This is a genomic window from Brachybacterium saurashtrense, from assembly GCF_003355475.1.
Taxonomy (GTDB): Bacteria; Actinomycetota; Actinomycetes; order Actinomycetales; family Dermabacteraceae; genus Brachybacterium; species Brachybacterium saurashtrense.
Map to the genome: position 1 here is coordinate 2591726 of NZ_CP031356.1, position 22484 is coordinate 2614209.

Annotated in this window: 17 protein-coding genes; 6 read left to right on the forward strand and 11 right to left on the reverse strand. The window is 74.4% G+C overall.

Features of this window, described 5'->3' with window-relative positions:
- Positions 1–46 precede the first annotated feature (46 nt).
- From DWV08_RS11745 to DWV08_RS11770, 6 genes are all read right to left on the reverse strand, one after another.
- The gene (locus DWV08_RS11745; RefSeq protein WP_127097475.1) at positions 47–2452 is read right to left on the reverse strand and encodes a helix-turn-helix transcriptional regulator; all 2406 of its coding nucleotides are present in this window, start codon (positions 2450–2452) and stop codon (positions 47–49) included.
- A gap of 300 nt (positions 2453–2752) precedes the next feature.
- Complete coding sequence (locus DWV08_RS11750; protein WP_162801561.1) at positions 2753–4030, reverse strand: GHMP family kinase ATP-binding protein; 1278 nt, start codon at positions 4028–4030, stop codon at positions 2753–2755.
- The gene (locus DWV08_RS11755) at positions 4027–4821 is read right to left on the reverse strand and encodes a sugar phosphate nucleotidyltransferase (protein ID WP_241237227.1); all 795 of its coding nucleotides are present in this window, start codon (positions 4819–4821) and stop codon (positions 4027–4029) included. Before DWV08_RS11755 ends, DWV08_RS11750 begins: the two co-directional genes overlap by 4 nt.
- Entirely contained in the window at positions 4818–6236 is a 1419-nt protein-coding gene (locus DWV08_RS11760; protein ID WP_115413966.1) for a phosphoglucomutase/phosphomannomutase family protein, read from the reverse strand. The genes DWV08_RS11755 and DWV08_RS11760 overlap by 4 nt, the downstream gene beginning before the upstream one ends.
- Positions 6237–6473: 237 nt before the next feature.
- Positions 6474–7757 (reverse strand): ROK family transcriptional regulator, encoded by a 1284-nt coding sequence (locus DWV08_RS11765; RefSeq protein WP_115413967.1) that lies wholly within the window; start codon positions 7755–7757, stop codon positions 6474–6476.
- A 40-nt stretch (positions 7758–7797) separates the two neighbouring features.
- The gene (locus DWV08_RS11770) at positions 7798–9171 is read right to left on the reverse strand and encodes a glycosyltransferase family 4 protein (RefSeq protein WP_115413968.1); all 1374 of its coding nucleotides are present in this window, start codon (positions 9169–9171) and stop codon (positions 7798–7800) included.
- 380 nt (positions 9172–9551) lie between these two features.
- Between DWV08_RS11770 and DWV08_RS11780 the strand changes: the two genes are divergently transcribed.
- The 3 genes from DWV08_RS11780 (at position 9552) to DWV08_RS11790 (ending at position 11512) form a co-directional block, all read left to right on the forward strand.
- Positions 9552–10280 (forward strand): CoA transferase subunit A, encoded by a 729-nt coding sequence (locus DWV08_RS11780; RefSeq protein WP_115413970.1) that lies wholly within the window; start codon positions 9552–9554, stop codon positions 10278–10280.
- Between the two features lies 1 nt (position 10281).
- Complete coding sequence (locus DWV08_RS11785) at positions 10282–10923, forward strand: CoA transferase subunit B (RefSeq protein WP_115413971.1); 642 nt, start codon at positions 10282–10284, stop codon at positions 10921–10923.
- Between the two features lie 70 nt (positions 10924–10993).
- Positions 10994–11512: a gamma carbonic anhydrase family protein gene (locus DWV08_RS11790; RefSeq protein WP_115413972.1), complete on the forward strand. Its 519-nt coding sequence runs from the start codon at positions 10994–10996 to the stop codon at positions 11510–11512.
- A gap of 85 nt (positions 11513–11597) precedes the next feature.
- On the opposite strand, the gene DWV08_RS11795 is transcribed toward DWV08_RS11790, so the two are convergent.
- Entirely contained in the window at positions 11598–13877 is a 2280-nt protein-coding gene (locus DWV08_RS11795; RefSeq protein ID WP_115413973.1) for a sigma-70 family RNA polymerase sigma factor, read from the reverse strand.
- Between the two features lie 258 nt (positions 13878–14135).
- Here DWV08_RS11795 and DWV08_RS11800 point away from each other — a divergent pair, with 258 nt between their 5' ends.
- Positions 14136–14651 carry a hypothetical protein gene (locus DWV08_RS11800; protein WP_115413974.1) on the forward strand — a complete coding sequence of 172 codons (516 nt, stop codon included), beginning with the start codon at positions 14136–14138 and terminating at the stop codon, positions 14649–14651.
- 46 nt (positions 14652–14697) lie between these two features.
- On the forward strand, positions 14698–16005 hold the full coding sequence (locus DWV08_RS11805; protein WP_115413975.1) for an adenosine deaminase family protein: 1308 nt from the start codon (positions 14698–14700) through the stop codon (positions 16003–16005).
- Between the two features lie 120 nt (positions 16006–16125).
- Here DWV08_RS11805 and DWV08_RS11810 read toward each other — a convergent pair whose 3' ends face one another.
- From DWV08_RS11810 to DWV08_RS11825, 4 genes are all read right to left on the reverse strand, one after another.
- Positions 16126–16593 carry a hypothetical protein gene (locus tag DWV08_RS11810; RefSeq protein WP_162801562.1) on the reverse strand — a complete coding sequence of 156 codons (468 nt, stop codon included), beginning with the start codon at positions 16591–16593 and terminating at the stop codon, positions 16126–16128.
- Between the two features lie 191 nt (positions 16594–16784).
- Positions 16785–17624, reverse strand: coding sequence for a TetR/AcrR family transcriptional regulator (locus tag DWV08_RS11815; protein ID WP_115413976.1), 840 nt, complete (start codon positions 17622–17624; stop codon positions 16785–16787).
- A gap of 19 nt (positions 17625–17643) precedes the next feature.
- Positions 17644–18714, reverse strand: a complete 1071-nt coding sequence (locus DWV08_RS11820; protein WP_162801661.1) for an aspartate-semialdehyde dehydrogenase — start codon at positions 18712–18714, stop codon at positions 17644–17646.
- An 86-nt stretch (positions 18715–18800) separates the two neighbouring features.
- On the reverse strand, positions 18801–20168 hold the full coding sequence (locus DWV08_RS11825) for an aspartate kinase (protein ID WP_115413978.1): 1368 nt from the start codon (positions 20166–20168) through the stop codon (positions 18801–18803).
- A 919-nt stretch (positions 20169–21087) separates the two neighbouring features.
- On the opposite strand from DWV08_RS11825, the gene DWV08_RS11830 reads away from it, so the two are divergent.
- The gene (locus DWV08_RS11830; RefSeq protein WP_115413979.1) at positions 21088–22251 is read left to right on the forward strand and encodes an endonuclease domain-containing protein; all 1164 of its coding nucleotides are present in this window, start codon (positions 21088–21090) and stop codon (positions 22249–22251) included.
- Positions 22252–22484: the final 233 nt, after the last annotated feature.

Genomic DNA, 22484 nt, shown 5'->3' on the forward strand with positions numbered 1-22484 from the left:
GGCCAGGTCACCGCGGCTCGGGTCGGCGCGGGACGCCCGCCGTGCGCTACACGCCCAGCGTGTCCGCTCGCTGCAGGAGCTTCTCCCGGCTGGTCGCCTCCAGCTTGCGCATCAGGTTCGCGCGATGGAACTTCACCGTGTTGACGGAGATGAACAGCGCCTGCGCCATCTCCCGGTTCGTCGCGCCCTCGCGAAGATGCCCCAGCACCTCCCGCTCCCGCTCGGAGAGGTCGATGGGGGTGGCCTGGACGTCGCCGGCGAACCTCAGCGCCTTCTCCAGCCGAAGCCGGCTGCCCCCCGGCACCTCCTCGGCCAGGGCGCACAGCCCCCGCACCTCCTGCGCGCTCGCGTTGGCGAGCGTGTACAGGCCGATCGCACGGTGCGGGGTGAGCCCCACCGCCTTCGACAGCGCCAGGCGAGCGGCCTCCGGCCGCTCCGCGCGCAGCGCGTACAGCGCCTCCATCAGGTGGACCGTGAACTCCGTGCGCGGGTAGAAGGTGCGCCCGCCCTCCGGCGTCGCGGGGAGGTACCCCGGGCTGGGCAGGGGGCGCCCCACCTTGTGGCCGAGGTAGTCCGTGATCCGCCGCATCTGGCTCAGGGACTGCTGGGCGAACTCGCCCGGCTCGGAGAGGGTGCCGCGCTCGAAGGCGCTAACGAACTCCTCCAGCTCGCCCGAGGACTTCCGGTACACGGCCATGTGCGCCCGCATGAGCGCCAGCAGCGGCCATGCCTCCGGGTCCGCGAGCCGACGGGAGGCGGCCAGCAGGTGCGCATCTGCCGCCTCGAAGTCACCGTCGTCGAAGTCGCCCCACATCAGCGTCATAGCCGCCACGGCGATGTCCCCGTCCCGCCACAGGAACCGCAGACCGGTGAGCAGCGGCGCCGGGTCGTAGGGATCCTCGAGACCGCGCGCCCGATGATCGTGCAGCACCAGCAGGCGCGCGAAGGCGAGCCGCTCGCCGCGGGGGTCCAGTCCCACCGGATCGCCCTCGAGGAGCTGGATCGCGAGGCGGGCGATCTCCGCCGCGGGGATCGCATTGCCGCTGCGGAACGTGGTCTCGGCGAGCAGCAGCAGCTCGGAGACCTGCCGGCCGCCGACGGCATCGAGCGCCTCGGAGCCCACCAGGTCACCGGCCAGGGTCCTGGCCCGGGCAAACAGGTCGATCAGCCGCTCACGCTCCCCGGCGTACAGCGCGAACGTGATGGCGTGGACGAGGCCGCCCAGGCGCGCCCAGGGATCCGCGGTCTCCGCGGCGTCGGCCGCCAGCCTGCCCGCACGATGCGCCGCCCGTGCGGAGACCGGGGAGAGCCTGCGGTGCGGGCTGAGCCGCAGGCGCGCACTGAGCAGGGCGGGGCGCTCGGTCAGCGCGAGCGGGCTGAGTCGCTCCAGCGCCTCCCACATCGGCGCGCTCGCATTGGGCAGCAGATCCCAGATGCTCTCCCGCAGCAGCTCCTCCGCCCCGTCCAGGTCGCCGGTGCTCACCAGGCTGCTCATCAGCAGCTCCTCGTCCCCGCAGTCGCGCGCCGCGAGGCGGATCCGCTCCACGGCCTCGGCCGTCCCCTCCGCGGAGTGGGGCATCGACCGCCGGATCACCAGGCGGATGTGCTCGTCCCAGCGGAACACCCGTTCGTGCAGGCGGGGATGCCACACCATCCGGCCCAGCCCCAGCTCGAGCATTCGGCTCATGTACCGGGAGGCGAAGTCCTGGCGGGCCAGCGCCGTCGCCTCGGCGAGGGTGAAGCGCGGCAGGAGCACCGTCGCGGCGAGGAAGTCGGCGAACTCCGTGCCCCAGCGCCCCAGCGGCTCCTCGGCGAGGAACGCCGAGATGGCGCGGTCCCGGGTCACCAGGCCGCGGGAGGTCTCCACGGGCAGGGTCGCGAGGCTCGAGAGGATCATTCCGGGGTGCCCGAGGGTGGCGCCGTACAGCTCCGTGAGCGCCTCCTCGGTGAGGGCGACGCCCTGCTCCTCGACAAGGTGCCTGGCCTCCTCCCGCGACAGCCACAGCTCCCGGTCGCCGAGGGTCCAGTAATAGACCTCGCGCCGCTGGGCGCTGCGCATGAACTCCGAGAGGTCGTTGCCGGCGATGATCAGGCGCACCCCCACGCCCAGCAGGTCGAGCAACAGGCCGAAGACCGACTCGTCCAGCACCTCCGCGGCGTGGATCGCCAGCGTCACCGGGCGCCGCAGCCGGCGCAGCTCCCCCAGCGCCGCCGCCTCGACCAGGCCGTCCTCCTCCGGGAGATCCGCCAGCGGCCGATCCAGCCGGTGCCGCAGCGCCTCCCAGAGCATCCGGGCCAGGGCCAGCTCGTCCCGGGGAAGGCGGCGGGCGCTGAACCGCAGTCGGATCTCGCCGTAGCGGCTGCCGCCGCGGTCCTCCCACTGGCGCAGCACGGTGCGCTTCCCGCTGCCGTAGATCGCCTCCATGAACAGAAGCGGCGCGGAGGTATCCAACGCATCCAGCACCCGCTGATGACGCAACCCATCTCCCCTCGTCACGCACCCCACGCGCACGAGGGCGGCTCCCCGGGGGACCGGGTGCTGCGCACGGATGCTCTTCTCGTGCTGACAAGTTCAGCACATGCGCTCCGCAGGGCGGAACCGCTCACCGTGTCCGATATGTGCGATATCTCCCGGCAAACGCTTGTGTCCAGGGGGTGGGCGTCAGCCGGGGCGCGGCGGGGACAGCAGCCCGTCGACCGTGCTGCCACCACGCCCACGGTGCGGCACGAGCACGCCCCGGGACCGCCCCCCTCACCCCGCCTCGACCCGCCGCCCCGGCGCGCCGGGCGCCGTGACCAGTGCGGTCGCGGCCTCGGGGGCACCGCCCACGCGGCGGTAGCGCTCCATCCAGTCCGCGGCGAAGGCGTCGGCGTCGGCCTCCGGGACCAGGGCCCACACGCTGCCGCCGAACCCGGCACCGAAGGCGGAGGCGGCCCGGGCCCCGAGCAGGCGCGCCTGCTCGACCAGAGCGGTCGTCTGCGGCACCTGGTTGCGCAGGTTCGTCTCGGCCAGGCGCTGGGAGACGGCGACCGCCGCGGCGAAGGCGTCGAGGTCCCCCTCGCGCAGCGCCGCATGCGCGCGCGGCACCAGCACCGCGGATTCGACGAGGAACTGGTCCAGCCGGTCGCGCTCCGCGCCGGGCTCGGCCAGCTGCCGCAGCGGCGCGAGCCGCTCGTCGGCCGTGAGCGTCACGGGCGGCGCGGCCGGGTCCGTCACCAGCGGGCCGTCCAGGCACTCCCCCACCAGGGAGCGCAGGGCGGCCTGCACGGTGGCGTCGTCCCGGCCGCGGGCCCGGTTCCAGCGCGCCACCAGCTCGCCCAGCAGGGCGGGCCCGCGGTTGTAGGCGCCCTGGGCGGCGCCGGTCTTCTCCGCCAGCACCCCGCTCACGCCCACCACCAGGCGCCATCGGGCCGGCAGCGAGACCTCGTCGAGGATCCGCATCGGATCGAACTCGGCGTAGGAGATCATGCCGTCGCGGCCGGCGAGCATGCCGGTGTGGTCCAACGATCCGCCGCTGGTGCCCACGCCGGGCCGTCCCGCGAGGGTCCCGAAGCTCTTCCCGTTCTCGATCGAGGCGGCGTAGCCGGCCAGCGCCACCCTGTCCGGGATCTGCGAGGTCCACGCCGCGCTCTGCGGCAGGCCGTTGAGGTCCGCGAGCGCCAGAGCGGTGCCGGTGAGCAGCGCGGAGGAGCTGGACATCCCCGAGGCCGGCGGGAGATCCGACGTGATCGCCACCCGGGCCGCGCGCAGCGGGCCGAAGTTCTCCGTGAGCCGGGCCAGCACGGTGTGCACGTACCGGCCCCAGTGCCCGGCCGGCAGCTCCGGGGCGCGGGAGGCGTCCAGGTGCAGCAGGCCCGGGTAGGCGTCGGTGGTGGCCTCGAGGGTGCCGGGCGGACCGGGGATCTCCTCGGCGTGCACGCTCACCCCGCGGTCCACCGCGCACACCAGCACGCGGCCGCCGCCGTAGTCGGTGTGCTTGCCGAGGATCTCGATCCGTCCGGGCATCCGCCAGCGGGCGGCGCCGGTCACAGCACCACCTCGACCTCGGCGAGGCGGCGCTGCACGCCCTCGACGTCGTCCCGCCGGGAGAGGTCCAGCACGCCGCCGGCGAAGGGCAGCACCGCCACCTCGTCCAGCTCCCGCACGGCGTCCACGATCTCGAGCTCGCCGCGCGGGGAGGGCTCGATCCGCTCGCAGGCCGCGAAGATCTCCGGGGTGAAGGCGAAGGCGTTCATCGAGACCAGGGCGTCGGGGCCGGCCGCGTCCAGCACGGCGGCGTCCGGCTTCTCCACGATCCGCTCCAGCAGGCCGTCCCGGTGCTCGATCAGGGCGAAGGCCGCGATCCGCTCCGCGGCGATGTTGGAGTGCTCCACCAGCGCCGCCCGCTCGAAGCCCAGCAGGGCGCTGCGCTCGGCCTGCCGCAGGCGGGCGATGCCCTCGCGGGGGTAGAGGTTGTCCCCGTTGACCATCACGAACGACTCCTCCCCCACCACCTCGCGGGCGGAGGCGACCGCATCGGCGGTGCCGCGCGGCTCGGCCTGCACGGCGAGCTCCACGCGCAGCCGCGAGGGGGCGAGCGCGGCGAGGTGCTGGGAGAACTCCTCGTGCTGGGGCGCCACCACCAGCACGGCGCGGCGGATGCCGGCATCGGCGAGGGCGCTGAGGGAGTAGTCGATCAGGCGGTGCTCCCCGATCGGCATCAGGGCCTTGTGGCCGGAGGCGGCGGCGGCGGACTGCGCGGCGGTGAGCCCCGCGCCGCCTTCGGTGCGCATCCGGGAGCCCAGGCCGCGGGCGAGGACGACGGCGGTCTCGATCATCATGCCTCCAGGGTGAAGTGCTCGGCGACGGCGCGGGAGAGCTGCTGCGCCTCCTGGGCGGTGGGCGCCTCGGAGAACACGCGGATCACGGGCTCGGTGCCGGAGAAGCGCACGGTGAGCCAGGAGCCGTCGGTGAAGTACACCTTGCCGCCGTCGATCCAGGAGATGCGTTCGATCTCGCGGTCGAAGGCGGGCAGCTCGTGCTCCTCGAAGATCCGCCGCTGCAGCTCCTCGCGCCGCTGCGGGGTGTACCCGTAGGCGGCCTCCTCCATCACCAGCGCGCCGTAGCGCTGCTCGATCTCGGCGTAGATCGCGGAGAGGGGCTTGCCGGCCCGCGCCACCATCTCCACCAGCAGCCCGGCCGCCTGGATGCCGTCCTTGCCGGGGATGTGCCCGCGCACGGTGAGGCCGCCGGAGGACTCTCCGCCGATCACCGCGTCGGTCTCGGCCATCGTCGCGCTGATCCACTTGAAGCCCACGGGCACCTCGTAGCACTCCTCGCCGTGCGCCTGGGCCACCCGGTCCAGCAGGTGGGTGGTGGACATGTTGCGCACCACCGGGCCGCGCCAGCCCTTGCCGGTGAGCAGGTACTCGTACAGCAGCACCAGCACCTGGTTGGGGCTGAGGTAGGCGCCGGTGTCATCGATGATGCCCAGGCGGTCCGCGTCGCCGTCGGTGGCGATGCCCAAATCCGCGCCGCGCTCCAGCACGGCCTGGCGCAGCGGGGTCATGCTGCCCTCGGCCGGGGAGGGCATGCGCCCGCCGAACAGCGGATCGTGCCGGGCGTTGATCACCTCCACGTCGCAGCGGGCGCTCACCAGCACCGTCTGCAGGGAGGTCTGGGCCACGCCGAACATCGGGTCCAGCACGATCGTCAGGTGCGCGTGGCGGATCGCCTCGAGGTCGAGCTGGTCGATGATCGCATCGAGGTACCAGTTGATCGAGGTCTGCTCGGTGACCAGGGGGCTCTCGCGCACCTCGTGCGGGGCGAGGGAGCGGACGTCCTCCGCGGCGAGGGTGGCGGTGTGCGCGGCGAGCTCGTCGGTGACTGCAAGCTCCGCGTCCCGCCCGCCCTCGGTGAATATCTTCAGCCCGTTGTACAGCGCGGGGTTGTGGCTGGCGGTGACGGCGATGCCGTAGGCGGCGCCCGTCTGCCCCACCGTCCACATGCACATCGGGGTGGGCACGGGCCGGGTGATCACCCGCACCGGCACCCCGTTGCCGGCGAGCACCTCGATCGCCCACCAGGCGGCGACGTCGGAGAGGAAGCGGCGGTCGTAGCTGATCACCAGGCCCCGCTCGACCACGCCCTCGGCGTGCATGCGGTCCGCGAGGGCCTGCGCCAGCAGGCGCACGTTCTCGCGGGTGAACTCGTCGCCGATGACGGCTCTCCAGCCACCGGTGCCGAACCTGATCATGCTCGCTCCTGCCTCCTCGCGGGTGCGGCGCGGCGGGCCGACGCGACTGCGCGGCACGGGCTCGCCCCCAATACGTTCACGTTGAGAACAAACTAAGGTCGGGCGAGCGCGGGTGTCAAGGGGGGCGGGGCCCGGAGGGAGCAGGGCGCCGGCCGGCACGACGCGGGAGCGTGGGGCGCGCGAGGGAGCAGGGCGCCGGCCGACGGGGCGGGGCGGGCGGGGGCGAGAGCGCGGACGTCAGGCGCTGAGCACCGGGGCGCGCAGCGGGTCCTCGAGCACGCGCTCCAGGGCCACGGCGGCGCCGCCCGCGGCCGCGGCGTCCAGGCCCAGCGCGGAGGCGCTCACCTCCACCCGGCCGCCGTCGGCCAGCAGCCGGGCATCCAGGGCCTCCTGCACCGGCCGCAGCAGCAGATCGGCGAAGGCGCCGAAGTAGCCGCCCAGCACGATGGCCTGCGGGTTCAGCACGTCCACCAGCACTCCCGCGCCGCGCACCAGATCCGCCGGCAGGGCTGCGAAGCGCTCCTCCAGCCGGGCGTCCCCCGCCTCCAGCAGCTCCCGCAGGCGCCGCAGACGCTGCGTCATCGGCAGCTGCCCGGAGCGGGCGGGATCGTGCTCGTCGAGCACGGCGAGCACGCTGTCGAAGCCCACCAGAGTCTCCCAGCAGCCGCGGCGCCCGCAGCGGCACGCCGGCCCGGCCGGGTCCAGCTCGATGTGCCCCACCTCGCCGGAGAACCCGGACCAGCCGCGGATCAGGCGGCCCTCCGCGATGATCCCGGCGCCCACGCCCAGGTCGCCGGTGAGGTAGACGAGGTCGGTGATGCATTGCCGGGCCAGCCGGGGCGCCTCGGCGAGGGCGGAGAGCTTCGCATCGTTCTCGAGCTCCAGCGGCGGATGCTCCGCACCCAGGCGCCGGCTCAACTCCGCGGCCAGCGGCACCTCCGCCCAGCCCAGGTTCGAGGCGACGCGCACGCTGCCGGTGGCGTAGTCCACCGGACCGGGCGGGGCCACGGTGAGGCCCGCGACCCACAGGCCCTGCGCCTCCGCCTCGGCGAGCGCCTCGCGCAGCTGCTGCGCGGCGAGGTCCAGCACCGGGCCCAGCGGGAAGGAGCGGCCGGCGGGGGTGTCCTGCACGGGCGTGGGCACGGTGGAACGGAATCGTGCCACGCCTGCAAGGTCGCGCACCCCCACCGCCAGGTAGTCCACGTTGAGCTCCAGCCCGATCCCCGCCACGTGCCGCGGATCGATCCGCACCTCGGTGCCGGGCCGGCCCACGGTGCCGCGCCGCTCCACCTGCCCCTCCTGCACCAGGCCGCGTTCGGCGAGATCGCCCACCAGGGAGGTCACCGAGGCCTTCGAGAGCCCGGTCTCCTGGGCGAGGGTGGCGCGGGAGCGGCCGCCGTGGCGATGCAGGTGGCGCAGCAGCACGCTGAGGTTGGCCGAGCGCATCGCCGCATGGCCCACCGGTGCGGCGCCCCTGCGCCCGCTCCCGGCGGCGGTCGAGGCGCTGCCCTGCATGCTCATCCGCCCATCGTAGGGCCGACGGCCCGCCGGGGCGCGCGGGTCAGTCCGGAACCACCCGGGCGAGGATCTCCAGGTAGCGGCGGGTCAGCTCGTCGTCGTCGGCGTGTGCGGCGGCCCAGTCGCGCCCGCCCGGTCGCACGGCGGTGCGGGAGGGCTCCGCGGCGAGCTCCCGCCACAGCGCGGTCAGCGCCTCGAGATCCTCCGGCGGGAGCACGTCCCCGGCGCCGGCCTCGCGGACCACGTCGGCCGCCTCCCCGGCGAGCAGGGCGGTGACGTGCCGGCCGGTGGCGAGCACCTCGTAGAGCTTCGAGGGGACGGTCCAGGTGAACGGCACCCAGGAGCGCAGCGAGACGATCACGGTATCGGCCCAGGCGTACTGGGAGGTGACCTCGCGGTGCGGGATCCGCGGCAACACCTCCACGGGGGCGCCCAGCTCCTCGGCCAGCGCCGCCAGCTCCGTCGCCTCCACGCCGTGGCCCACCATCCGCACCTGCAGCGCCACGCCCTCGGCGGCGAGCAACGCTGCGGCCCGTACCACCGTCTCCAGCCCCTGGGAGCGGCCCATGTTCCCCAGGTACAGGCAGCGCAGCTCGCGCTGAGCGGCGTCCGGGTGGTCGTGCTGAGGCACCACGGAGCGCAGGTCGGTGCCGTTGCGCACCACCCACACCGGGTCCACGCCGCGCTCGCGCAGCACCTCGGCGAACCGTCCGGTGGTGGTGACCACGGCGCGGGCGTCCGTCTGCCAGTGGGTGACGTGGCGGTGCACGGAGCGCTTCACGTGCGCGACCATCGGCGCGAGCAATCGGCGGCGCAGTCCCGGGGCGGGCTCGTCGGGCGTCGCCTCCCCGGTCGCCGCTCCGGTCGCCGCTCCGACGGTGCGTGCCGCGGCCGCGGGGGTCGCCTCCCCGGCGGGGGGCGCCGCGGCGGCCTCCTCCTGCGGGCCGAGGCCGTCGATGCGGCTGACCAGGTCCGGCCAGGCGTCCCGCATCTCCACCACCAGCGGCACGTCCCACAGCGCCGACAGCGCCCGGCCGGCGAGCAGGGTGGGGATCGCGGGGGCGGTGGCGATGATGACGTCGGGCCGGTGCTCGGGGCGGCGGAAGCGGCACCGCAGGCGCTGCAGGGAGTCCAGCGCGGCCACCAGGTGGTCCGCGGTGCGGGTGCCGATGTCGCCTAGATGGGGCAGGTAGGCGGTGCGCAGCACGGTCTCGCCGTGCAGACCCCGCTCCACGGCGCCGATCGGGTGGCGGCGGCGCTGGCGACGATCCGGGCGGCCGGCCGGGTAGTGCGGGACGGGCGCGGCCACGGTGACGCGGTGACCGGCGGCGACGAAGCCGGAGACCAGCGCCGACCAGCGCCGCTGCGGGGCGCCGAACTCCGGCGCGTAGTAGTGGGTGAGCAGCAGGATCCTCATCCCGGCATCGACCCCCAGCGGCCGACGGCACGGAGCGCCCAGCGGCCGACGGCACGGGGCGCGCGGGGCGTCTCGCCGCTCATCGGCCGGATCCGTGCTCAGTCACGGTGATCGAGTGTATCGACAAGTGCCCACATCGTCGGGCGCGTCCGTCGGCGGGATCGTCGAGGCGGGCGGCCCGCCCGGCTGCGGCGCCCCGCTCCGCCCCGTCGGCGCCCCGTCGCCCGCCGGCCGCACCCCGTCCGCCCCGTCGGGCGGCATCGGGCCGTTCCGCGCCATGCACCGCGCCCGACGGCCTACGCTGGATGTCGACTCATCCTCGCCCGGACCGGCACCGTCGCCGCCCGCGGGGGACGCTCCACTCGACAGGAAGGACAGCGATGTCCACACTCTCGGACCGCACCGCGGCCCGGCTCACCGAGACCCTGCGCGACGGCATGACCCTCGCCGTGGGCGGGTTCGGGCTGTGCGGGATCCCCACGGACCTCATCGCGATCGTGCGCGACAGCGGGGTGAAGGATCTGACCATCGCTTCGAACAACCTGGGCGTGGACGGCAGGGGCCTCGGGATCCTGCTGGAGAACGGCCAGATCACCAAGGTGCTCTCCAGCTACGTGGGGGAGAACAAGTACTTCATGCAGCAGTACATCGACGGCGAGCTGGACGTGGAGTTCGTGCCCCAGGGCACCCTCGCGGAGCGGATGCGCGCCGGCGGCTCCGGCATCCCCGCCTTCTACACCCCCACCGGCTACGGCACCCCGATCGCCGAGGGCAAGCCCACCGCGGAGTTCGACGGCCGCCGCTGCGTGCTGGAGCGGGCGATCGTGGCGGACGTCGCCCTGGTCCACGCCCACACCGCGGACACCCAGCACAACCTCCGCTACCGCCTCACCGCGCGGAACTTCAACCCGCTGGCCGCGATGTGCGGCCGGGTCACGTTCGCGGAGGCGGAGCACATCGTGGAGCCCGGCGGGATCGGCCCCGACGACATCCACACCCCCGGCGTGTTCGTGCACCACCTGATGCAGGCCACCGCCGAGAAGCACATCGAACAGCGCACCGTGCGCCCCCGCCCGGGCGCCGAGGCCGCGACGCAGGAGGTGGCCTGAGATGGCCTGGACCCGTGACGAGATGGCCGCGATCGCCGCGGCGGAGCTGCACGACGGCGCCTACGTGAACCTGGGCATCGGCATGCCCACCCTGGTGGCGAACAACCTCCCCGAGGGCGTGGAGGTGACCCTGCAGTCCGAGAACGGGATCACCGGGATGGGGCCGTGGCCGGTGGATGGCGAGGAGGATCCGGACCTCATCAACGCCGGCAAGCAGACCATCACCCTGCGGCCCGGCGCGGCGATCTTCGACTCCGCCACCAGCTTCGGCATGATCCGCGGCGGGAAGATGGCCACCGCGATCCTGGGCGCCATGCAGGTCACCGCCGCCGGCGACCTCGCCAACTGGCAGATCCCCGGCAAGCTCGTCAAGGGCATGGGCGGGGCGATGGACCTGGTGGCCGGGGCGCGGCGCGTGATCGTGATGATGCAGCACGCCGCCAAGGACGGCACGGCGAAGATCGTCCACGAGTGCTCGCTGCCGCTGACCGGCGTGGGCGTGGTGGACAGGATCATCACCGAGCTGGCCGTCTTCGACATCACCGACGACGGGCTCGTGCTCACCCAGCTCGCCCCCGGCGTCACCGAGGACGAGGTCCGCGAGCTCACCGAGCCGGACTTCACCGTGCGCCTGGCCGCCTGAGCACGGCCTCCGCACGCCCCCGCCCCGCCCCGACCCGCCCGGTAGTGACCACACCCGAGGAGCACGCCCTGTGACCACGATCGACTTCGAGGGCGAGGCGCCCCGCCTCGCGGAGACCGCCTGGGTGGCGCCGAGCGCCACCGTGCTGGGGAAGGTCTCCCTCGCGGACGGCGCGAGCGTGTTCTACGGCGCGGTGCTGCGCGGGGACGTGGACTCCATCAGCATCGGCGAGCGCAGCAACGTCCAGGACGGCTGCGTGGCGCACACCGATCCCGGCCACCCGGTGGTGGTGGGCGCCGGGGTGTCGGTGGGGCACCGGGCGGTGCTGCACGGCTGCACCGTGGAGGACGATGCGCTGATCGGGATGGGGGCGGTGGTGCTCAACGGCGCCGTGGTGGGCGCGGGCAGCCTGGTCGCGGCCGGCGCGGTAGTCACCGAGGGGATGCAGATCCCGCCCGGCTCCCTGGTGGCGGGGGTGCCGGCGAAGGTGCGCAAGGAGCTCGACGAGGACGCGCGCGAGGCGCTGCGCCGCAACGCCCGCACCTACGTGGACCTCGCCGCCCGGCACCGCGCCGCGACGGCCTGCTGACGGCTGCCCTGCGCGCCGCCGAAGGGCCGACGACACCCGGGCGGGTCGCTGAGCTGCTGACGACTCGCGGGCGCGCCGCCGGGCCTCACTCGACGGTGACGTGCACCGTGCGCAGCGCGCCCAGCCGCCCCGTCCCCGCCTCGCGGTAGGCGAGCGCGAAGGTGTGCTCGCCGGGGGCGAGCACGATGCGGTGGCGAGCGGACTTGCCCGAGGGCGGCGGGCTGAGCTGCGTCTCCTCGCCGTCCACGAACAGCGAGTACTCCTCGCCCTCGGGCAGCGCGATCTCGAGGAACACCCGTGCCTGCGGGTCCTTGCCCAGGGAGATGTTCACCGGGATCGTGGCGCCGTCGGCGGGATCCTCCAGCACCGGGGCGACGAACACGTACTCGGGCGTGGGCGCGCTGGGCTCCGAGGCGATGCCGTCCACCACCTCCACGGCGGTGTACTGCGTGACGGCGTCGACCGGGCCGGGCGCCGGCACGGCGCTCCAGGTGCCGTCCTCGCCGACGACGGCGACCGCCGCCTCCTGCCCGTCCTGGTCCAGGAGGCGCACCACCGCGCCGGGAGTCCCTTCGCCGCCCAGGGTGACGGGCAGGGCGTAGGTGCCGGCCTCGGGCGCGGTGAGTGCAGGAGCGACCGGCTCCGGGTCCACGGGCTCCTCCGGGTCGGTGGGCTCCTCGGGCTCGGTGGGCTCGGTGGGCTCCGTCGGCTCCGTCGGCTCCGCCGGCTCCGTCGGCTCGGTGGGCTCCACCGGCTCCGCCGGCTCCGCCGGCTCCGTCGGCTCGGTGGGCTCCACCGGCTCCGCCGGCTCCGCCGGCTCCACGGGCTCCTCGGGTTCGGTGGGTTCCACCGGCTCCGTCGGCTCCACCGGGTCGACCGGCGCGACCGGCTCCTCCGGCAGCTCCACGTGGGGCGGCAGCAGCACCGGCGGGACCGTGGGCCCGAGCACCTGCTCCTCCGCCGGGCCCTCCTCCCCCTCCGGCGCCGCGTCCCGCTCCGCGCTGTCGTCCGGCTGCGCCACCACGGCGGGCACCGAGTTCCCGCGCCCCGTGGCCACCACGACCGGCGCCGGCGGCTCCGCCTGCTCCTCCGTGACCGTCGCGAGCGACACCGGTGACAGGCCGGCCTCCTGGGTCTGCGCGGCCGACGGGGCGCTGGGCGGCACAGCGGCCGGGCTCGGGGTCGCCGCCGGCGTCGCAGCGGTCGTCGGTGACGACCCGGCACTCGCCCCGTTAGAGTCCGCGGCCGGGTCCTGCGCTTCCGCCGTGGCGGAGGCGCCGAGCGCACGATCCTCCGTGCCGCCGCCGGGCAGCTGCGTCACCAGCACCGCACCCACCACCAGCGCCGCCGCGGCAGAGCCGACCGCCACCGCGGCACTGCCGGAGGCCCCGGCGAACATCATGCGCAGACCGCCGCGTCCCAGCGCTCCGCCCACGCCCGCACCGACGCCTCCCGTCGGCCCCGCCGCGCCCGTCGCCGCGGCAGAGCTCGCCGCCGCGCCGTGCGCGCCGGCCGCTCCCAGGGTGAACGAGAGCCCCAGAGGCGCTCCCGGCGCAGCGAACACGGCCTGCATCGACACCAGCAGCACCGGCGAGCCCAGCACCAGCGGCAGCAGCAGTCCGCGCAGGCGGGTGGAGACCGGCGCGAGCTCGGCGAGCACGGCGGCGCAGCGGTCGCACTCCTCGAGGTGCGCCTCCACCTTCGCCGCGCGCGCCGCGGTGAGCTGGCCGCGCTCGTACGCTCCGAGCGACTCGATCGTGCGCCGGCACCGCTCGTCGGAGCCGGCGGCGTCGATGTGCGCCTGCAACCAGGCGGTGCGCAGCCCCTCACGGGCCCGGCGGGAGAGCTGTGCGACGGCGCCGGGGCTCTGCTGCAGGCGCGGCGCGACCGTGCGGGGCGCGAGGCCCTCCACCTCGGTGAGCCACAGGATCTGCTGCCACGCCTCGGGCAGGGAGGTGAAGGCACGCCGCACCAGATCGCGGTCCAGCCGCTCGTCCACCCCGTCGGAGCGGGCAGTCCCTGCACCGCCGGCCTCCTCGACGTCCTCCACGGCGATCTCGCGAGCACGCCGACCGCGGTCGACCGCCTCGTTGCGCACGGTGCGCACCAGGTAGCCGGCGAAGCCCCGCTGCGGCCCCTCGCCCTGCCGCAGCGCCTTGAGCACCTTGAGGAACGCCTCCTGGACCACGTCCTGCGGGTCCTCCAACGCGCTGAACCGGCGGGCGTGCACCAGCGCCGTGTCCCGATGCCGCCGGTACAGCACCGAGTAGCCGGCCAGGTCCCCGCCCCGCACCGCGGCGAGGAGCTCCTCGTCGCTGCGGTCCTCGCGGCTCGAGGGCACGACGGCAGAACGGTTCGTCGACATCTGTCGGCCCCCTCTGCTTCACTCCCCCATGGGCGCGGCCACCCCGTGCTCAGCCCCGCACCGGAGCCGTCCTTCGCAGGGTACGCGGGTTCCGCACGGCACAGGGGGACACGGGTCCCGCGCTTGTGTGTCCCCGGTCACCGAGTTTTACGACTTTCGTCCATGTTCAGGGTTTCCGCGTCATAGAACGGCCCGCCGTGCGTGGAACAGGGTGGAGGACGCCGCCGCGGCGCACCCCCGCGGCCCACGAGGAGAGCCATGAACGACATCGAGATGACGGACGTCGACGGTGACGCGCTGACCCTGATCAGCCGGGACCACCGCACGTGGATCACGTGCACCAGCGGCACCGACGAGGTGACCGTGGGACCCTTCCCGTCGCGTCTGCTGCGCACCGCGCTGCTGCGCCCCGCAGGCGACGGCGGCAGCGCCTCCACCACTCTGATCTCTCACCCCTCCCCCACCCCCGCCACCGAGGCACTCGCCGGGCAGGCGACCGAGGCGCAGGGGCGGGCCGACGCCACCGGTGCGCCCGACGTCGAGGCCGACGCCCCGGCCTCCCCCGGCGAGCGTGCCTGGGCGGAGTTCCAGCGCCTGGCCGAGACGGCGCCGCTGCGCGAGGCCGTGGCCGGTGCGGCCGACGCCGCCCTCGCCGCCCCCGCCCTTCGCGAGGCGCGGGACCTGGCCGAGGAGCTGCGCACCGCCGCCATCGACCCCTCCGACCCCGACGCCCTGGCCGCCCTGCTGCTCTCCCTCGGCTACCGCAGGGACTGAGGGCCGGGCACCCCGCCGCACCTCCCTCGGCCCGTATCCTGGCGCGATGGAACTCTCCGCTGTCCTCCTGGGCGCCCTGCCGAAGGTCGCCCTGCACGACCACCTCGACGGCGGACTGCGCGCCGCGACCGTGCTCGAGCTGAGCCGCGCGCTGGGCCTCGCGGTGCCCGGGCTCGACGACGCCACGGCGGCGAGCGACGCCGCATCGCCCACCGACCCCACCACCCAGACCCCTGCCGAGGCCGCCGAGGAGCTGGGGGGCGCCGGCGAGGAGAGGCCCGCGCAGGAACCCGTCGGCGCTCCCGACACGGAGCCGGGCGCGACCCCCGAGGAGGTGCAGGCGGTCGCGGACTGGTTCCAGACCGCCGCCGACTCCGGCTCCCTGCCCGCCTACCTCTCCACCTTCGAGCACACGGTCGCGCTGATGCAGACGGCGCCCCACCTGCGCCGCATCGCGCGGGAGTTCGTGGAGGACATGGTGGCCGACGGCGTGGTCTACGCCGAGACCCGCTGGGCCCCGCACCAGCACACCGACGGCGGTCTCACCCTCGACGAGGCCGTGCAGGCGGTGCAGGACGGGCTCGACGAGGGCGTGGCCGCCGCGGAGGCGGCCGGAGCACGGATCATGGTGGGGCAGCTGCTGTGCTACCTGCGCCATCTCGACCCCAGCGACGACCTGGTGGAGATCGCCCGGGCGCGCCGGGACGCCGGGGTGGTGGGGCTCGACCTCGCCGGCCCCGAGGCCGGCTTCCCCGCCTCCCGCTTCCGTGACCAGTTCACGCGGGCCCGCGAGGCCGGGCTGCGGGTGACGATCCACGCCGGGGAGGCCGACGCCCCCTCCTCCATCGCCGACGCCCTGGACTGCGGCGCCGAGCGGATCGGGCACGGGGTGCGCCTGCTCGAGGACATCGAGGGGTGGCAGGCCGCGACCTCCGACGCCCCCGCGGCGCAGCACGACGGGGAGGGGACCGGCGCCGCCCACACCCCCGCCCGCCTGGGCCCGGTGGCGCAGCGCGTGCTCGCGGAGGGCATCTGCCTCGAGGTGTGCCCCAGCTCGAACCTGCAGACCGGCGTCGCCGAGGCGGTCGCGGACCACCCGGTGGGACCGCTGCACCGGCTCGGCGCCACCGTGGCCCTCAGCAGCGACAACCGCCTGATGAGCCGCACCCGCACCTCGCGGGAGATGCTGCTGTGCGCGCAGGCGTTCGGCTGGACACTCGCGGACCTCGAGCAGGTGGTGCTCGCCGGGCTGGAGGCCGGGTTCGCGCCCGCCGCGCAGCGCCAGGCCCTGCGCGACGAGGTGGTGCTCCCCGCGTTCCGGGCGCTGCAGGGATCGAGCGCCGAGTCCCGGTAGGCACCCGCCGTGTTCTCGCCGCTGGTGCTCGCGCACTGGCGCCTGCACCCCGCCCCGTCGGTCGCCCCGGGCGACGTGGTGGTCGCGAAGGAGTGAGCCGCAGGCCGCTCGGCCGTGCGCTCAGCGCTGCGGGCCGGAATCCTCCGGGGCCGGTGCGTCCAGGCCGGGTGCGTCCAGGCCAGGCGCGTCCAGGCCGAGCGCGTCGGCGGCCCGTGCGAGGTCGTCCGGGGTGGCGTGCAGGGTGAGCGGCGGGCGCGCCCCGGCCTTGGCCGTCGCGGCGTCCACCACCAGGGTGAGGGGCTCCTCCGCGCCGCGCGCCTCGACCACCTCGGGAGGCTCCGCGAGCGCGGCCGCCGGGATCAGCACGCTGCGAGCGCTGAGCTGGCGCGGCATCACGGTGAGCGCGGCGAGGTCGCCGCGGGCGTCCAGCGGGTAGATGTCCCGCACCCGGCCCACCGTCTTCCCGTCGCTGCCGTGCACCGTCCGGCCCGCCAGAGCCTGCAGGCGGACCAGGCGCGCCGCACGCGACGGCGCCTCCGCGGCCCCGTCGGCCGAGGCGGCGGCATCGGGTCCCGTGCCGGCGCTCATCTCTCGCCTCCGCAGATCCTCACGCCGGGAAGTCTACCGAGCGCCCTGCCTCGGCCGGCGATGCAGCCAGCCCGTCGGCCGGGCAGCCCGCTCGTCGGCCGGGCGTCGATCCCGCCGACCGGGCGTCGCCGGCGCCGGGCCGCAGCACCGCGCACCGCGAGGACCCGTCGGCCGGGGCGTCGGCGCCGGTGTCAGGCGGCGATCAGGCGGCGCATCAGCTCGCGCACGTCCTCGATGGGGTCCGCGTCCGCCGTCTTCTGCAGCTCGCGCACCGTGTGCTCGCGCACCGTGAGGCTCATCAGCAGGGAGAACAGCAGCCGGGCGAAGAACTTCGGATCCGCGTCCTCCACCAGGTCGCCGTGCTCCTTCAGTCCCGTCAGCGCCTTCTCCAGCACGTGCTCGTGCACCAGGCGCAGCCGGGCGATGCGGAACCGGCCGGGGTGATCGGGGTTCACCACCTCCGCGGAGAGGGTGGACAGCAGCGCCATCGAGTGCTGGCGCGGATCCCACGGGCCCGCGAGCGCCGCGAGCAGCGACTGCGGCGAGGTCTGCAACGCGGAGACCGAGTCCAGCAGGCCCTGCGCATGCGCCTCGAGCCGATCGATCACGGCGCTGAGCAGGGCATCCTTCGAGCTGAAGTGGTGCAGCATCCCCGGGTGCGAGATCCCCACCCGGCGGGAGATGTCGCGCAGGCTCGCGCCGTGGTAGCCGCGCTCGGCGAACAGCGAGGAGGCCGCGTCGAGGATCTCCTCCCGGCGGGAGGAGACCGCCGGACGCTCCACCGTGGCAGGGTCCTGCACGTCATCGGCCACCCCGGCGGGCGAGGCCGGGGCGACCGTGCGCAGATCGTCCCCGACCTCCAGCTCCGCCGCGGAGATCGAATCCAGCGTGCGCAGCACCTGGGCCAGCGGATCCGCGCCCGAGGCGGCACCGGCCGAGGCCTCCTCGCCCGCTCGATCGGAGAACAGCGCCGACAGCGGCGCCGGCCCGGTCCCGTTCCCGGGCAGGCCGTTGGTGGCAGCGAACGTCATCGGCGGTTCTCCTTCACAGTCAGTGCTCCGCGATCAGCTCCGCGATCTGGATCGCGTTCAGGGCAGCACCCTTGCGCAGATTATCCGCCACGACGAACAGCACCAGCCCCTTGCCCTCCGGCACCGAGGCGTCCTTGCGGATCCGGCCCACGAATGTTCCGTCGCGTCCGGCGGCCTCGAGCGGGTTGGGCACGTCCACCACCTCGACGCCCGGCGCGGCCTCGAGCAGCTCGCGGGCGCGCTCCGGGGTGATCGGCCGGTCGAACTCCGCGTGGATCGCCAGCGCGTGCCCGCTCATCACCGGCACCCGCACGCAGGTGCCCGCCACCGGCAGGTCCGGCAGGCCCAGGATCTTCCGCGACTCGTGGCGGAGCTTCTGCTCCTCGTCGGTCTCGCCGGAGCCGTCGTCCACCAGGTTCCCCGCCAGCGCCACCACGTTGAACGCGATCGGCTTGGCGTACACCCCCGGCGCACCCAGCTCCACAGAGGAGCCGTCGAGGGCGAGCTTCTCCACGTCCTCGGCGCCCTTGCGCACCTGACCAGCCAGTTCCTCCACCCCGGCCACGCCGGAGCCGGAGACGGCCTGGTAGGTGGCGACCTTCAGCCGCGCCAGCCCCGCCTCGTCGTGGAGGGCCTTCAGCGACGGCATCGCCGCCATCGTGGTGCAGTTCGGGTTCGCGATGATCCCGCGCGGCGGATTCGCCAGCGCCTCCGGGTTCACCTCGGAGACCACCAGCGGCACCTCGCCGTCGCGGCGCCATGCGGAGGAGTTGTCCACCACGGTGGCGCCGGCCTCGGCGAAGCGGGGCGCGAGCGCCTTCGAGGTGGAGCCGCCGGCGGAGAAGATCGCGATGTCCACGCGCTTGCCCTCGGAGGCGATGTCCGCCGTCTCGGCGTCCTCCACGGTGAGCGGCAGGCCCGCGTACTGCACGGTGGAGCCGGCGCTGCGCGCCGAGGCGAACACGCGGATCGCGGAGTGCCTGACCGCTCGGTCGGCGAGCAGGGCGAGCATCACACGGCCCACCTGGCCGGTCGCGCCCACCACGCCGATCACGGGGCCGTCGGCCGCGTAGCCGGGGGTGCGGGACATGTCCACCGCCACGGCGGGGAAGGCCCGCGCGGCGACGCCGTCGGCGGCGGGGACCGCCTGGTCCTGGGTCTGCTGCTGGGTGGTGCTCATCGTCCGGTCCCTCCGTAGACCACGGCCTCGGTCTGCTCGGCGTCGAGGCCGAACGCCGTGTGGATCGCCTGCACCGCATCGCCCAGACGCGACTGCTCGGTGACCACCGAGATGCGGATCTCCGAGGTGGAGATCATGTCGATGTTGATGCCCGCCTCGCCGAGCGCGCGGAACAGCGTCGCCGAGACGCCCGGGTGCGAACGCATCCCGGCGCCGACGATGCTCACCTTGCCGATCTGGTCGTTGTAGCGCACCTCGGTGTAGCCGATCTGCGCGTGCGCGTCCTCGATCGCCTTCAGCGCCGCCGGGGCGTCCGCCTCCGGGAGGGTCAGGGAGATCGCCACCGTGTCGTCCACGGTGGAGGAGTTCTGCACGATCATGTCGATGTTCGCGCCGGTCGAGGCGACCACGTCGAACAGCAGCGCGGCGCGTCCCGGCAGGTCCGGCACCTCGACCACGGTGATCTTGCCTTCGCTGCTGTCGTGCGCGACGCCCGAGATGAGCGGCGCCTCGAGACCGGGGGCGGCGATGTCGTGCATGGGGAGCTCCTTGGTGGGGTCGGCGGCGTCGCGTCGCACGACGTCCGCGGTGCGGAGGGTGACGTCGGGGTCGATGGGGATCTCGCGCTCGAAGTCGTCGGAGACGATCGTGCCCAGCCGGCCCGAGTACGAGGAGCGCACGTGCAGCGGCACGTCGTAGCGGCGCGCGTACTCAACGCTGCGCGCCATGAGGATCTTCGAACCGTTCGCGGCCATCTCCAGCATCTCCTCGCTGGAGATCAGCGGCACCCGGCGCGCGGCCGGCGCGATCCGCGGATCGGCGGTGAACACGCCGTCCACGTCGGAGTAGATCTCGCAGACGTCCGCCTTCAGCGCCGCGGCGAGCGCGACAGCGGTGGTGTCCGAGCCGCCGCGGCCCAGGGTGGTGATGTCCTTGGTGGCCTCCGAAACGCCCTGGAAGCCGGCGACGATCGCCACCGACCCCTCCTCCAGCGCCTCCTCGATCCGGCCCGGGGTGACGCGCAGGATGTGCGCCTTGCCGTGCACCTCGTCCGTGATCAGGCCGGCCTGCGAGCCGGTGTAGGCGCGGGCCTGGACGCCGGCGTCGTTCAGCGCCATCGACAGCACCGCCATCGAGATCCGCTCGCCGGCGGTGACCAGCATGTCCAGCTCACGGGCCGGAGGGTCGTCGCTCACCTGCTCGGCGAGATCGATCAGATCATCGGTGGTGTCCCCCATCGCGGAGACGACCACGACCACCTTGTGGCCGGCCTTCTCGTACAGGGAGATGCGCTTGGCGACGCGCTTGATGGAGTCGGCGTCAGCGACGGAGGATCCTCCGAATTTCTGGACGACCAGGCTCATGGGGCGTTTTCCTTTGACTGTCGAGGACGGTGCGGGATCGTGCAGTTCGTGCTGGGTGGTGCGAGGTGGTGCATGCCGGGCCGGCGGGTGGGCCGGCGCCGTCGGGCGGTCAGGCGGTCAGGCGGTCAGGCGGTCAGGCGGTCGAGTCGAGCGGTTCGGGCGCGGCCTGCGGATGCGGGCCCCTCGTGTCGGGCCTGCTCGTGCTGGCCCGTCGGGCGAGGCCTGCGGGTGCCAGCCCCTCTAACGGGGCCTGCGGGTGCAGGTCCCTCGGCGGGGCCTGCTCGTGCGGGCCGGCGCCGTCGACGCGACGCGTGCCGGACCGCCGGGAGCCGCCGACGCCGACACGTCGGAACCCGCGCGACGGCGGCAGCCGTGGGGGCCTGCCGGACCAGCCGTCATGCGTCCTCGCGCCGCACACGCCGAGCCCCGGAAGTACCCGGCACCGGCACGGCGACACGAGGACGAGTCTACGAAATGCCTGGTCCCAGCCCCAGAAACCTCGGCATTCGAGACAGGGCCCCTGGTCAGCGCGGTTCTGCGGCGTGACCAGCACAACATCCCCCCGGGCGCGCCGCACTCTCCCGGCGGCGGCGCGAGGCGTACCCTCCGGCCGCCGATCCCGGGCGGCGCGCACGCGGCGGCGCTGGCGCGGCAACGGCGCGGCGGCGGCGCAGCGCCAGCGCCAGCGCCAGCGCAGTTCTGGCAGAGAACGATCGATGTGGGCGCCGGGATCGACCGTTCTCTGACAGAACCGGGGACGACATCGGTGGGCACGGGGTCGACGCCGCCCCGGCGCAGGCCAGGACGAGCACGCAGAACAGGACGAGCGCATCGGGACCGATCCTCCACAGTGCGCCGCCGTCCACAGCCTGCGCCGGCCCGTCGCGCCTCTGCACCCTCGCGTCTAGCGTCGATCCGCATGCGCGCCACCTCACTCCCGCCCGGCACGCTGCTGCACCGGGAGCAGTGGCTCGACCTCGGCGTCTCCACCGCCCGCCTCCATGGCCCGGAGCTGTTCGCCCTGTTCCGCGGCTTCTCCACCCCGACAGCCGCACCTGCCACGGTGAACACCATGTGCGAGGTCCTGCAGCGGGACGTGATCCCGGGTGCTGTGATCAGTCACGGGACGGCGGCAGCCCTCATGGGCATTCCCCTCCCGTGGTGGCTCGACCAGAATCTCGGACGCCTGGCCGGCGGCGCGCACATGCATCAGGGCAGGCGGATCATCCCGAGCACGCTCTCGACCATGGACGAGACGCAGACCTCCGCACGCGCCTCCGCGACCGAGGGGCGGTCGCCCGTGCAGATCCCCGCGGACAGCACCCAGTCGGAGGGGCCCCCGGTTCCGCGACATCCTCTCCGCACACCGCCCCTCCTCCACTGCCGCGTGGAGCCCGGCCTCCATACGAGCGCCGGCCCCTACGTGTCCGTGCACCGCACACCCCCGCGCCCCAGCTGGACTCACTCCGGGATCGAGCTGTCGCACCCGCATGTGGTGCTGCTCGAGCTGGCGACGTATCTCCCTCATGACGACCTCGTGGTCGCCGTGGACTCCCTCATCTCCCGTGACCCGCCCCTGCGCACCGTGACCCTCGAAGGGATCTGGTGCACGGTCAAGCACTGCACCGCCTCGTGGGGCGCTCCCGCGCTGCGGAAGGCGCTCGAGGACGCTCGGCCGAACTCCGGCTCCCCGGGCGAGACCCGGACCCGACTCCTCCTGCAGCGGGCCGGGTTCCCCGAGCCCGTGCTCAACCATCCTGTGCACATCGAGGGCACCGGTCGGCGGCGGTATCTCGACCTCGCCTACCCCGATCTGAGGATCGGGGTGGAGTACGACGGCGACTACCATCGCCGCACCACCGTGCAGCGGCGGCAGGACCAGGCACGAAAGGACACTCTCGAGTCCCAGGGATGGACTCTGCGGTTCCTCAACGCGGAGGACATCGCGCAGCCTCAGCGATTCCTCACCGCCCTGCAGCGCACCTTCCTCCGAGCGGGCGCCGCGGCACCGCCGACGAGCAACTGGTCAGGCCGGGCAGCCCGAGCGCTCGCACGCCCGATACGCGCCCCGACTTCTCGGTGACGCGGCAACAGGCCGACCCGGCCCCTCGCTGACGCGCCGTCACACCGTCTCCGCATCACGCCGACTCGGCGGGCAGCACCTCACCTCGCCACGCCCCGGACGCACCTGCCCCTGCCTTTCGCAGTTTTGTCAGGCAACGATCGATGATGCGGCCAGCATCGATCGTTGCCTGACAAAACTCGGCGACGGGCGACGGGCGACGGGCGACGGGCGGTGGGCGACGGGCGGTGGGA

What these genes read in the sequence shown, in the direction of transcription:
- DWV08_RS11755 (WP_241237227.1), bottom strand. Translation starts at nt 4,821, where the DNA reads ATGATGATCGAGACCGCCGTCGTCCTCGCCCGCGGCCTGGGCTCCCGG.
- DWV08_RS11760 (WP_115413966.1), bottom strand. Translation starts at nt 6,236, where the DNA reads ATGATCAGGTTCGGCACCGGTGGCTGGAGAGCCGTCATCGGCGACGAG.
- DWV08_RS11765 (WP_115413967.1), bottom strand. Translation starts at nt 7,757, where the DNA reads ATGAGCATGCAGGGCAGCGCCTCGACCGCCGCCGGGAGCGGGCGCAGG.
- DWV08_RS11770 (WP_115413968.1), bottom strand. Translation starts at nt 9,171, where the DNA reads ATGAGGATCCTGCTGCTCACCCACTACTACGCGCCGGAGTTCGGCGCC.
- DWV08_RS11780 (WP_115413970.1), top strand. Translation starts at nt 9,552, where the DNA reads ATGTCCACACTCTCGGACCGCACCGCGGCCCGGCTCACCGAGACCCTG.
- DWV08_RS11785 (WP_115413971.1), top strand. Translation starts at nt 10,282, where the DNA reads ATGGCCTGGACCCGTGACGAGATGGCCGCGATCGCCGCGGCGGAGCTG.
- DWV08_RS11795 (WP_115413973.1), bottom strand. Translation starts at nt 13,877, where the DNA reads ATGTCGACGAACCGTTCTGCCGTCGTGCCCTCGAGCCGCGAGGACCGC.
- DWV08_RS11800 (WP_115413974.1), top strand. Translation starts at nt 14,136, where the DNA reads ATGAACGACATCGAGATGACGGACGTCGACGGTGACGCGCTGACCCTG.
- DWV08_RS11805 (WP_115413975.1), top strand. Translation starts at nt 14,698, where the DNA reads ATGGAACTCTCCGCTGTCCTCCTGGGCGCCCTGCCGAAGGTCGCCCTG.
- DWV08_RS11810 (WP_162801562.1), bottom strand. Translation starts at nt 16,593, where the DNA reads ATGAGCGCCGGCACGGGACCCGATGCCGCCGCCTCGGCCGACGGGGCC.
- DWV08_RS11815 (WP_115413976.1), bottom strand. Translation starts at nt 17,624, where the DNA reads ATGACGTTCGCTGCCACCAACGGCCTGCCCGGGAACGGGACCGGGCCG.
- DWV08_RS11820 (WP_162801661.1), bottom strand. Translation starts at nt 18,714, where the DNA reads ATGTCCCGCACCCCCGGCTACGCGGCCGACGGCCCCGTGATCGGCGTG.
- DWV08_RS11825 (WP_115413978.1), bottom strand. Translation starts at nt 20,168, where the DNA reads ATGAGCCTGGTCGTCCAGAAATTCGGAGGATCCTCCGTCGCTGACGCC.
- DWV08_RS11830 (WP_115413979.1), top strand. Translation starts at nt 21,088, where the DNA reads ATGCGCGCCACCTCACTCCCGCCCGGCACGCTGCTGCACCGGGAGCAG.